8 protein-coding genes and 2 riboswitches are annotated in these 12,435 nt (G+C 41.9%); all 8 genes read right to left on the minus strand.

All coding sequences use genetic code 11. The features are described 5' to 3' along the window. Window positions 1–205: 205 nt before the first annotated feature. The 8 genes from ACRPK8_RS09660 to ACRPK8_RS09695 all read right to left on the minus strand — a co-directional run bounded on the left by ACRPK8_RS09660 (window position 206) and on the right by ACRPK8_RS09695 (window position 12,184). Entirely contained in the window at window positions 206–1,561 is a 1,356-nt protein-coding gene (locus ACRPK8_RS09660) for an NCS2 family permease (protein ID WP_432238040.1), read from the minus strand. An 84-nt stretch (window positions 1,562–1,645) separates the two neighbouring features. Further along, window positions 1,646–1,747: riboswitch (purine riboswitch) on the minus strand. 189 nt (window positions 1,748–1,936) lie between these two features. After that, complete coding sequence (locus ACRPK8_RS09665) at window positions 1,937–3,472, minus strand: SIR2 family protein (protein WP_432238041.1); 1,536 nt, start codon at window positions 3,470–3,472, stop codon at window positions 1,937–1,939. A gap of 31 nt (window positions 3,473–3,503) precedes the next feature. Beyond that, window positions 3,504–4,445, minus strand: coding sequence for a hypothetical protein (locus ACRPK8_RS09670; RefSeq protein ID WP_432238042.1), 942 nt, complete (start codon window positions 4,443–4,445; stop codon window positions 3,504–3,506). 216 nt (window positions 4,446–4,661) lie between these two features. Then, entirely contained in the window at window positions 4,662–5,714 is a 1,053-nt protein-coding gene (locus ACRPK8_RS09675) for a phospholipase D-like domain-containing protein (protein WP_432238043.1), read from the minus strand. Between the two features lie 573 nt (window positions 5,715–6,287). Next, the gene (gene guaA, locus ACRPK8_RS09680; RefSeq protein WP_051353615.1) at window positions 6,288–7,808 is read right to left on the minus strand and encodes a glutamine-hydrolyzing GMP synthase; all 1,521 of its coding nucleotides are present in this window, start codon (window positions 7,806–7,808) and stop codon (window positions 6,288–6,290) included. A 129-nt stretch (window positions 7,809–7,937) separates the two neighbouring features. Further along, window positions 7,938–8,039: riboswitch (purine riboswitch) on the minus strand. A 40-nt stretch (window positions 8,040–8,079) separates the two neighbouring features. Further along, entirely contained in the window at window positions 8,080–10,152 is a 2,073-nt protein-coding gene (locus ACRPK8_RS09685; RefSeq protein ID WP_432238044.1) for a transglutaminaseTgpA domain-containing protein, read from the minus strand. Continuing rightward, window positions 10,149–11,231, minus strand: coding sequence for a DUF58 domain-containing protein (locus ACRPK8_RS09690; protein WP_432238045.1), 1,083 nt, complete (start codon window positions 11,229–11,231; stop codon window positions 10,149–10,151). Before ACRPK8_RS09690 ends, ACRPK8_RS09685 begins: the two co-directional genes overlap by 4 nt. Next, entirely contained in the window at window positions 11,228–12,184 is a 957-nt protein-coding gene (locus tag ACRPK8_RS09695) for an AAA family ATPase (protein WP_023467045.1), read from the minus strand. The genes ACRPK8_RS09690 and ACRPK8_RS09695 overlap by 4 nt, the downstream gene beginning before the upstream one ends. Window positions 12,185–12,435: the final 251 nt, after the last annotated feature.

Consider the following 12,435-nt stretch of genomic DNA (forward strand, 5'->3'; position numbering starts at 1 on the left):
TTCTTTTTTCGCAAAAGGAGTGCAGAACTGTGTACGTTTCCGTCGCACAAGTCTGCACTCCTATTCTGCATTACACATCAGCCAAGTATTCGAATGCGGGTCCAGTAATCTGCTGTAACATCTGAATCACCCTCTCTCTTCTTCCTTACCCTCTCCCAAACAAAAAAACGTCTTTCTTCTATATAGAAGAAAGACGCAGTTTGGATTAATGCAACCAGATGAAGTAACCGAGGAACCCGAGCGATAATACGTACATGATTGGGTGTACGTCTTTTGCTCGTCCTTTTGCGATCATCGTGATTGGGTAGAAGAGGAAACCAAATGCAATTCCTGTTGCGATCGAGTACGTTAACGGCATCATGATGACAGTCAAGAAAGCCGGAACCGCATACTCGAATTTTTTCCAATCGATTTGCAGCAATGAAGCTGCCATCAATACACCGACGATGATCAATGCGGGTGCCGTGACCGGCGCAGTGATGATCGCGAGTAATGGTGAGAAGAATAAAGCGAGACCGAAGAACAATGCTGTAACGATTGCCGTCATACCTGAACGACCACCCGCTGCAACCCCTGCACTTGATTCGATGTATGAAACCGTAGTCGACGTTCCAAGAATCGAACCCGCTACGGTTGCTGTTGAGTCAGCGATCAATGCGCGACCAGCACGTGGTACTTTATTTTCCTTGATCAGACCGGCTTGGTTTGCTACTGCAACCAATGTACCTGCTGTATCGAAGAAATCGACGAAGAAGAAAGTCAAGATGACGATCATCATTTGAACTGTGAAAATCTCGTTAAAATGTAAGAAGGCTTGTCCGAATGTCGGGGCGATGCTTGGTGGTGCTGAAATGACTTCACCAAGACTTGTTGGGACTGGAATCAATCCGAAGATCATTCCAGCAATCGCCGTGATGATCATTCCGAAGAAAATCGCGCCTTTGACACCACGTGTCATCAAGATTGCCGAGACGACAAGACCGAAGACTGCGAGAAGCGTTGTTCCTTGGCTAAGGTTACCGAGTGAGACGAGTGTCGCCTCATTCGCAACGACGATACCGCCTGTTTTTAATCCGATGAAGGCGATGAATAATCCGATCCCTGCTGCAACAGCCATTTTTAATGGTTCTGGAATCGCGTTAATGATCATCTCGCGAATACCTGAAGCCGTTAATACCATGAAGACGAGACCCGAGACGAGAACTCCTGAAAGTGCAGTTTGCCATGGAATACCCATTCCGATGACGACACTATAGGCGAAGAAGGCGTTTAAGCCCATACCCGGTGCGAGCGCAATTGGATAGTTCGCGAGTAATCCCATCGTGACAGAACCGATGATCGCGACGAGTGCTGTAGCACCGAAGACCGCTCCTGCATCCATGCCTGCCTCTGCTAATGTGTTTGGGTTGACGAATAGGATGTACGCCATCGCGAAGAACGTCGTCATGCCGGCGATGAACTCTGTACGCATGTTCGTACCAAGCCCATTGAAATCAAAGAAACGCGCAATCGCATTTTCTTTTGCTTTCGGTTGGTGTGGCTGTTTCAATTGTGTGCTCATGATTGCCTTCCTTCCAAATAAGCCGTCTCCTTGAAAATAAAAAACGGCCCTTACCTAAGCGGTAAAAGCCGTTTCAATAAGCGCACGATGTTGCATGTGCGCCGTAGTAGGAACCTTTACGGTGTTCCTGTAGAGACTTCCGGGCCCTATCCCCAGAATTATACGGCATTATTTATGTTTTTTTAGTGGTATGAAAAATAAGAACAGACACATCGTAGCATGGTCAAATTCATCGGTCAACCATAAAAACGAAATTTAACTACTTATTTTATCCGAACGTTCGGTTTTGCGGGAGTTTCTCAGTTTAATAAATTTTGTTGAGATTTTTTAATTGAGTACATAGCATTTTACTACGACTAAATTATAATTTTCTCATTAAGAATCTAATTTCACAACACTTACCTCATTAAATTCTCGTTCACTGGCATACATCTTAAAATCATATACACAAAGTAACTTTCTATAATCTGTAGTTTTTTTATTTTCATAATCCCTTAAATATTTTTCGGCTTGATCTAGTACGATTGAATCATTCAAAATGCCATGTATTATTGCAAAATTTTTCTTTGCTTGTGACATTTCTGGATCTGTTAGAATACTTTCTACATCATTATGAATTACATCAAAACGTATAGGTTGTTCTAACAGACTCCTGATTTTTTTTATTTGATTATTTTTTAATATATTAAACTTAGTTATATTGTCTTGTATATTGTAGAAACCGAAAATAGGGAAATATTGACTTTCTTGAATCTTTAATTTATTAATCAATTCCAATAATTGATGATTAGATTCGTCGATGATATTAAAATATTGTTCCATCATTTCGGACGATGTATGAAATTCATATTTGATAGTTTTCAGAGAACCTATTGCCAATACTTTCTCACCATTTTGTAAACTGTCTATATCCTCAGTGATACTTACTTTAATATTTCCACCGGCATAAATCTCTCTTACTATAGATTGAACTTTTCGTATATCCATCGCTGATACTGGTAAATTTAAATCCGATAATCCTTTATATATATCTATAAAATTATCTGTTTTTATCTTATTTATTCTAATTGTAGAAAATCCACTCATATCGATGTCGTGGTGAGTTACATCTTGATTCTCAGAATCTATTTCGTACTCAACTAGTAAAAAATTTTTCCTGATTTCTTCAGCTTCATCAGAATTTGGATTTACGTAAGTAAATATGGTCTTAAGAATGTCTTTTATATTATTATCGCCTATGTTATACCCCAAAAAAATAATTGGATGATGCAGAAACAAAGATAGTAACTGTGCCCTAATTAATTCATATCGCTCATTAAATTCTTTATAATCTGATTCCGTTATTATTATCTTATTAGGATCCTCAAAACTACCATGTATTTTATAAATTGATCCATAAGGATTACTTAGTAAAATCTCATTCCCTACTAAAGTCTTAAATTCAAATGTATCTTCAATAAAAGAATCATAATTAGTAGTAATTACAGAACCAATATTTTTTCTTATTTTTTTGAATTCCGCGATTTCATCCTGTTTATCTATTTTCAAAGTATACTTTTTCAATAATTCTGATATGAATAATTTAAACCTACTGATATTTTTTCCTTGTGACATATGCTCATAAAATATATCATTAATATTTTTAAATTTCCCATTTCTATCTTTAGTGACTATATCGTTGAAATCCCTCTCTAAATCTAATGCTACTTTTGTATAATCGTAATCTCCATCAGTTTCATATTTTGATTTAATATCATAATAATGTTCATCATTTCCCACTAATTCACGAGAAATATGCTTTAATAACCCGTCCCATGTAAAAGAATCTTCTAAATATCTTAAGCTGACTCCTGCACCAATGAAAAGAACTGGATGATTTTTAAATCCTTTAATAAAATCTTTAATATTCACCTTCACACCTCAACATTCTTTTTTAAAAATTCTACATTTTTTTACCTTTCTGACTCATCATTAACTTAATAGCTTTTTCTCTATTTTGTACGGCATCTTTAGATCCAATTACTTCTCCAGAATTAGTTACTAAGTAGTTAAACTTCCATTGTTGCTTATCATCACAAAAAATAAATTGAATTTTTTGTGTATCGAAATTTGAAGTAAATAATTCTGATTCACTCAAAGCTTCTGAAATTTTCTCTGGGCTTACAGCTTGAATTGCTACACATGGCTTTAGAGATTTGATAACAAATTCTTGGGAAGGAACGCCAGGTAAAACTAAAAGATATGTGACTGGTCTATTTTTAGGAATACAATGCTTTGCGTAGTTAATCATAGCATTTCTAATTTTAGAATATAAATTAATTAAGTCATTGTTTAAATCTTCTTTAACCTTCTTTCCAAAAGTATTTAAAAATTTATAAGCTATTAACGTTGAAATACCTTGCTTTGTTAAAGTTATGATCAATTCCGGATCCGGTATTAAAGATTTTCTAACCAGAATTTGTTGCTTACACGGTCCATGATCCTTAAGTGTTTTTGAAAACTTTTCAGAATCAGTATTCGATTCAAAATTAACTAAGTCATACGAAAAAATTATCTCTTCCGGTACATCCTTATGCATACCTACAAACGGACGTTTATCTCTCCAAACATCCATTCTTCCAATTTCTCCATTAGGAAGTTTCACTACAGTAGAATCTTCTTCAATATAAAAATTCGGTATAGCAAATAATCCATATTCACCATCTGGTAATTTGTGAATAAACGCTTCGCTAAATTTTCCTAATGGAGGTATAGTCACATCATGCTCAACACCCATACTTGGAACAGTATCCCCATTAATTTGTCTTGCAGCCCCCTCTAGAGCCTCTATACTCATTCTCATACCATGTGAGTCCACATGAGTTGTTGCTAATAACAATTTCACTGTAAATACCTCCATTATTATAGTATCTATAATTAAATCCTAAATTCATCTTCAAATCAGGTACCATTTAATAACATTTATCAATTATTTCATATTTTTGATTTTTTATCAGTAAACAAAAAGCTTGGAGTAATACCATTTTTAAAAACAGGCTCTCCAAGCTTTTTAGTATTATATTAATATTTTCAATTCTTTTTTATTTCATGGTGTAGAAAATTATGTATTATCTATCTTGTTGTTTATATATATTTTTAAATCTCCAACTGTTTCCATTGTTAATTGAGCAGCCTTTACTAAAAGCGATTCGTAAGCTACTAGATATTCTTGTGCGTCTGTTGCTAAGTCGTCTTTTATTTCATATGCATTCTGAACAAAGTTTTGTATATATTCATCTAATACATCTTCAGTCATGTACATAATATTTTCTTCCATTTTTTCTTGAATAAATCCATTCTCATCAAACTCTATAAATTCAATAATTTCTGAACTTACTTTGTAGTTACATATTAAGTCTCGAACATAAGTAATGTTTTCTATCAATCGATGTTGTTCAAAGGTTATTTTCTTTTGAGAAGCGTCATTTTCAATTTCACTTATTAAATCATTTGCAGCACTTTGAAAATCGAATTGGAAGTTATTAAATGCATCTATAAAATTCGTATCTAAATTAATGTTAGTTCCTAAATAGTACTCCATTTGTTCTCTGCCTTGGAAATCCCATACACCCCAAATATTTTCATGAACCACTGTTATAAGCTCTTCAAGTTCCCTTGCTAAAAATATTAATCTAAAGATGTTGTAAGCATAGTATGGTTCTGATGCACTTTCAACTTCTTCTTCAATAATATTTATTATTTGGTTAATCATATTTTTGTCTTCAAAAATTACTCCTGCTTCAAAATTATTTGCCGACTCTGAAGAATAGTTCGCCGAGCCAACATATGCTATATTGTTGGTCATTATAATTTTTGAATGATTATCAAAAGTGAACATACTTTGAAATTTCTGATTAAAATTTTCTGGATTCAATTTTTCTTTATAGTTATCAATTTGGACTTTTGCTTTAGTTTTTGCCCATTCATAGTAATATCGGTTAAATCTACTTGGAATATTTGTATATAGTTTAATTTCTGTATCTGGTGGACTTTCATTTATTTTTTCTAAAAGTGTTTCATCGTCTTTAGATATGTTGTATGTCAAAATATAAATATATTCCGCATTCTGAAAATCTTCTAATACTTCACTATAACCAAGTTCACCTCTAGTCATAACAAATTTACACCTTCCATATTCTGATTCTCTTCTCACTTTGAAATCACCATCCCATAACTTTATTAAAAGCATAACACTTATTTAAATTGATTATAGAATATAGAAAAAAATTAAGCAGCTGAAGTCGACGATCTTTTATATCAGTAAGACTTGTATTTTTACAAAGTGAAACAGAAATTGTAAAAGACAAAATATGTGATATACCTACTTAAAAATTCATAAAACAGTAGATTTAAAAATAAATCGTAAAATGAACTTCGGATAAATTGATAAATATGTAATAAACTTTGTCAAACTGACTTATTAAAAAGCCTTGGACTTACTTACATGAATCTAATTTTTGATTTATATAAAGTACACAGAAGAGATATCTTGCTCTTACATGAATAGAAAAGTATCAGATTTTTTTAAGCAAAATAACACCCTTTCATTCATAAATCACATGAACAAAAGGGCGCTTCATTTTTAAATACAATTGTTGAAGATGAAACGAACTTCTTTTCACCTGTCCCCTTTAAAACGTTGGTACGACAGGATTCATAAGACGAATCATTTCATCAAATCTAATTTTTATTCCCACTCAATCGTTGACGGTGGTTTCGACGTCACATCGTACAGGACGCGGTTAACGTTCTGGACTTCGTTGACGATTCGGACGGAGATCTTCTCAAGCACGTCCCATGGGATACGTGCCCAGTCTGATGTCATTCCGTCAATTGACGTGACAGCACGGATTCCGACCGCATAGTCGTATGTCCGCTCATCGCCCATGACACCAACCGAACGGATTGGAGGAAGGACTGTGAAGTATTGCCAGATTTCGCGCTCGAGTCCTGCCTTTTTGATTTCATCACGAAGAATGAAATCAGATTCGCGGACGATTTCGAGTTTCTCATCTGTGATTTCACCGAGGACACGAATTCCGAGACCTGGTCCTGGGAACGGCTGACGCCACACGATTTCATCGGAAAGACCGAGTTCTTTCCCGAGTTCACGGACTTCATCCTTGAACAACGTGTTGATTGGTTCAATCAATTCAAACTGCATGTCTTCCGGCAGTCCACCGACGTTGTGGTGTGATTTGATCGTTTGTGCCGTATCCGTACCACTCTCGATGATATCCGTATAGAGTGTACCTTGCGCAAGGAAGTCCATGTCCGTCAGCTTCGAAGCTTCTTCGTCGAAGACGTAGACGAACTCGTTGCCGATGATTTTACGTTTCTGCTCCGGATCCGAGATACCACGGAGTTTGTCGAGGAAACGATCCTGGGCATCAATCTTGATGACGTTCATGTGGAAGTGATCCGCAAATGTCTTCATGACACTTTCCGCTTCACCCTTACGCAATAAACCGTGATCGACGAACATACATGTCAATTGATCACCGATTGCTTTGTGAATCAAGGCTGCGACGACAGACGAGTCGACACCACCTGAAAGGGCACAGAGGACTTTTTTGTCGCCGACTTGTTCTTGAATCTTCGCTACTTCGATTTCGATGAAGTTCTCCATCGACCAATCGCCTGCACATTTACAGACTTCAAAGAGGAAGTTCTTGAGCAATTCTTTTCCGAAGACCGTATGGTTCACTTCCGGGTGATACTGCACACCGTACATTTTCAATTCTTCGTTCTTGATCGAAGCGATCGGACATGACACGTTCGTTCCATCGACGACGAATCCGTTTGGCACAGATGTGACGAGGTCACTGTGGCTCATCCAGACCGTTTGTTCAAGCGGTAGGTTCGCATACATCGGTGACGGGTCTTGTAACGTCAATGTGGCTTTTCCATATTCACGATGTCCCGCACGTTCCACTGTTCCGCCGAAATGTTGTGACATGAGCTGCATGCCGTAACAGATACCGAAGATTGGAATACCGAGGTCGAAGATTTCCGGGTCACACCGGTACGCATCCTCTGCGTAGACGCTACGTGGACCACCTGAGAAGATGATACCAGCAGGTGCGATTTCCTTTACTTCTGCTGCAGTGATTTTATGCGAATGCAATTCACTATAGACACCAAGGTCCCGAATACGACGTGTGATCAATTGATTGTACTGTCCTCCAAAATCGAGGACGAGAATCATTTCCTGGTCCAAATGTGCTTCCAAATCTGTTCCCGCCTTTCTGATTTCATGCGTACCCTATGAAAAAAGCCCACTCTTCGCCCATGGATAAAATGGAAAAAGAGCAGGCCGCTTCACAAAAAAATGTATACGAAGGGTCTGCTCCTTCATAGTCAGGTCGTTTAAGGTGACCCGGTAGAGACTCTCGCGCCATATCCGCGAGTATATACAAAGGAGATTGCATGTGTGTGATTTACGTTGTTCCCATTGTACCTGTATCGTTTCGTAAATATCAACCCTCTACATGACGAATGATATTTTCGAAATATTCACGTTTTTTATCGGCTGATAGCGTTTCTCCACCGTAGACCATCCGCTCGTAAGCATCCGTTAACGGGCGCATCGCGTACGTCTCGTAATACCCATCGACTTCGTGAGCGAGTTCCGCAAGCGTTCGACCATCTTGATAATGGAATCCTTTTTTATCAAGCCGTCGCAAGAGGTACCGATACATCCGTCGGAATCCTTCCGGTCGCTCGATTTGTCTCCGGAAGAAGAGAATCGCAAGTGTCCGAATGATTGGTTTTCGGAACAAGTAGAGGAACAAGAGAGCGAGTGCCGTCAGGACGATCGGCCAGAATGGGATCGACTTCTGCTCCGGCTGTCCGGTGCTCGTCGTCTGTTCTTCATCAAGTAGATTTTCCTGTGGACGGTTCGGCGTTGTCGTCTCTGTATTGTTTTCTGTCTCGCGTTGTGGATTCGTTTGCTCCGTCTCGTTGTTTGTTTCCCGGTCAATCGTATATTGTCCTGCTCCATCGAAACTGACTGTCGGCTCAAGCGGTACCCATCCTGGTCCTTCAATGTAGACTTCGACCCACGAGTGAGCGTTTTTATTTCGTACCGTATAACTTGTCACGGCAGAACCGATGACATCGGATTCGCCTCCCGTGAACCCCTTCACCCAGCGCGCAGGCAAGCCGGCCGCCCGGAGCAGGACGGTCGCTGACGTCGAGAAGTTATCACAGTAGCCGAGCTTCGTCTCGAACAGGAACTGATCGACATAATCCTGGTTCTCTTTCGGCACAGCAACATCTTCCGTATTGTATTCGAAGTTCTCTTCTTCAAAATAATTCTCGATTGCCCGCGCTTTGTCCCATGGTGTCTCCTCATCCGCAACGATCTGCTTCGCTAAATCGCGTACGCGTTGTGGTAATCGTTCCGGTAGCTGCAGATACCGTCGCGTTTCCGCATCTGATAGGTTGAGCGGTTCATCCGTTTGCAACTGTTCTTCCGTAAAGAGCGGGTACGCATAGTCGATTCGATAGTTTCGCTGCCGTTCCGCATCATCGAGATAGGAAATCTTTTGATTGCCCGGATCAACCAGGACGTTTTGGCGTTGGTCATCGACGGAAATCCGGACATTGTCCCCATTGTACGGGACAAACGGTAATTCACGTGCCATCTCGAACGTAGCGGTCTCATTTCGTGTCTTGACCTCATCTCCGAAATGCGAGAAGAAGCCGCGCGAATCGATTTCAGGATTCGACTCCGATAAGACCCAGCCTTTTCCGGTATAGACATCTTTCGTTTCTACCCGCCAGTACCGGTTTCCTTCACTTTCGACCTGAAAGACTTCCCGGTCGTCCATCTGGAACGGTCCACCGAGTTGTTCATCGTTATTGCCGTAACCGACCTTTTGAATCGCATTTGTCGGCTCTCCTTCACCTTCAAGCCCGGACGTCAAATCGTACCAACTGTCTTGCCACGTCGCATTGATGACAGGACTTTGGACAGCAGCGACGATGACAGCCCCCACGATGAATAAGGCACTCAGCGGACGAACATAAGAAGCGCGCGGTCGTTCGTTGACTTCCGTCGCATAAAGCAACAGTAAAGACAAGATGATCGGATAGAGAATGAACGTCTCTCCTGAATAATCCGTCCACGTATCACAATAGGCAATGAACCCGATCACTCCGAAGGCAAGTCCGAAGACGAACCCACGATTCGGGAACGTCCGGCGCGCGAGATACGCGATCAAAAAACTAATCAAGCCGATCGAGAGCGCGAAAGCGGGTCGTCCTGGTAATTCACCATTGATGACGCTCTGAATATCTGAACTGATTTCCGTAAAGATGCCCCATGGTGCTGCTCCCGGCGTCAAAATCAGATAGAACGACAGCAGTAATCCACCGAGACTTCCGAGTAAAAAGTAACGTCGTGACAGATGCGACAAAAGCAACGGTAGAAACAACATCGGTAAGAAGGACCAGAGATGCTCGAACGTCGTCAGCTCGAGAAGTGGTGGCATGAAACAAGTCAGAAGGGCTGCCGCGATGGCGTTCCAAATCAAGCGTCGCATCATCGCACTCCCCTCCGTTCTGGTGTATAGACATGAACGGTGGCTTCCTGATTGACTTTCGAAATCCATAGCTCATTATTCGATTCGAGATCCGGTGTGATGAAAAGGACGTTTCCGCTCAGCCGGAGCGCCTTCGACGAGTACTCCCACGACTCGATGAACGTCCGTGACCGGCTCGGTTGCGCCGTCATTAAGTAATGCGTCAGTTTCGCCCCTTCAAGCGGCAACGATAAAGATTGAACGGCATGCCCGACGAGGTGGATCCGATAGTTCAAGCGACGTTTGTTCAGTTGATCCGTCGCTTCGGCGAGCATCGAGATGACACGTTCGAAGGTTTCACCCGCTTCCGTTCCCTCATCAAAGACGATCGTCGTCTCCCGTTCCTGTTCCCGTTCGAACGTCTTCGTCATCAACCCTTGACGTTTCGCCGTCGCTTTCCAGTCGATCTGATTCATTCGGTCACCACTGACGTATTCCCGGACCCCGACGACGGTAAAGGACGACTGGCGAAGATCGAGTGACACGGGTGAGACTCCCCCATCGCCCCGATCCTCCTCGTGTGGAAGCTGAACGGCAAGTCGAGCCGGTTCGATTGCAAGATACGTCTCGACCGGAAACATCCGCTTCCGTTTGAATAAACCGAACGGATCCGTGATCTCGACGATACAGCCAGGGATCTGATAGACGCCACGCCGAATCGATGGAATCGTGTAATCGATTTGCTCTGTCTTCCGGTAATGGGCACGGAGCGGACGGCTAATATCGAGTTTTTCTTCGCTCAGTTCGTTCGGGATTGCCTCCGTCACCTCGACGGCTCCGACCAGAAACGGAAAACGTCGACGAACCCGTAAGGAAACCGGGATATCCGTTCCGGCAACGAGCATCTTATTTGAGACTTCGCGCGTCGCAAGGGCCTGCGTGACCGGCCAGATGAGAAAGAGCGTCCAGTAGACGGTCAGACCGGCCATGACATAAAACAGCAAAGACGCGACATTTCCGCCATCGACGCGCGCATATCCCCATAAGGCAGCCGTCGTCACAAGTAATACAGCGTAACGCCAACCAATTTGCCACTTCGTCATAAGGACTCCACGTCTTGTTGGATGGGTACAGCAACCTCTTTTTTGATTTGTTCTAAAATCCGTTCAGACGATTGACCGTGATAACGCGCGTCCGCTGTCAAAATCAAGCGGTGTGATAGGACCGGAATCAAGAGATGTTTGACATCATCCGGCAAAACGAAACTGCGTCCTTCCATGTACGCCCACGCTTGCGCGACTTTCATCAAGGCGATCGAAGAACGGGGACTTGCTCCGAGATAAAGTGACCCATTTGTCCGGGTCGCTTGGACGAGATGGACGATATATTTTTTGACAGGCTGTGAGACATGGACGTTCTTGACTTCTTCTTTCATCTGGAGCAATTGTTCGCGTCCGATTACCGCTTCGAGCGTCTCGATCGGCTCGTCCCGTTCAAAACGCGTCAGTAGCTTCATCTCTTGATGGAAATCCGGATAACCCATTTTGACTTTGACGAGGAAACGGTCGAGCTGTGCTTCTGGTAACGGATACGTTCCTTCATGTTCAATCGGGTTTTGTGTCGCCATGACGAAAAAGGGATTCGGAAGCGTATGAATCTCACCATCGACGGTGACATTTGCTTCCGCCATTCCCTCAAGTAAGGCAGATTGGGTTTTCGGGGACGTCCGGTTGATTTCATCGGCTAAGACGATGTTTCCCATTAAAGGACCCGGTCTATATTCGAATTGGCTTGTTTTCTGGTTATACATCGATACACCCGTCAAATCCGACGGAAGTAGGTCTGGTGTGAACTGAACACGTTTGAAGGTCAACCCGATCGATCGGCTGAACGCACGGACGAGCATCGTCTTCCCGACTCCGGGTACGTCTTCGAGCAATACATGTCCACCCGCTAGTAGTGCTGCCAATGATTGTGTGATGACATCTTCCTTACCGATGATGACTTTCTCTACGTTGTCGATAATCGCTTGAATCTCCTTAGTGTATGTTCGCATGGTCAGGCCCCTTGCTCTCGTAGTAGTTGAATTTTCTGACTTTTTATATCATCTCATATTCCGCTGCGCTTTTAAAGAAATACGAGCAGTTTTTGGCACACGAAAAAGGGGGAAACGCCGTAGCGTTTCCCCCTTATTTGTTTCAGGAACGAACACATGCCGTGATCCGTTCTTGAACCGTGCAGTTGCACGTAAAACACGAATACATCCGTGTCAATGGACAACGTTCGTCAAGTCCGGTGATCCTCTTC

The organism is Exiguobacterium sp. TDN 0502 (genome assembly GCF_050846835.1).
Taxonomy (GTDB): Bacteria; Bacillota; Bacilli; order Exiguobacteriales; family Exiguobacteriaceae; genus Exiguobacterium_A.

What these genes read in the sequence shown, in the direction of transcription:
- ACRPK8_RS09660 (WP_432238040.1), bottom strand. Translation starts at nt 1,561, where the DNA reads ATGAGCACACAATTGAAACAGCCACACCAACCGAAAGCAAAAGAAAAT.
- ACRPK8_RS09675 (WP_432238043.1), bottom strand. Translation starts at nt 5,714, where the DNA reads ATGACTAGAGGTGAACTTGGTTATAGTGAAGTATTAGAAGATTTTCAG.
- guaA (WP_051353615.1), bottom strand. Translation starts at nt 7,808, where the DNA reads ATGATTCTCGTCCTCGATTTTGGAGGACAGTACAATCAATTGATCACA.
- ACRPK8_RS09685 (WP_432238044.1), bottom strand. Translation starts at nt 10,152, where the DNA reads ATGATGCGACGCTTGATTTGGAACGCCATCGCGGCAGCCCTTCTGACT.
- ACRPK8_RS09690 (WP_432238045.1), bottom strand. Translation starts at nt 11,231, where the DNA reads ATGACGAAGTGGCAAATTGGTTGGCGTTACGCTGTATTACTTGTGACG.
- ACRPK8_RS09695 (WP_023467045.1), bottom strand. Translation starts at nt 12,184, where the DNA reads ATGCGAACATACACTAAGGAGATTCAAGCGATTATCGACAACGTAGAG.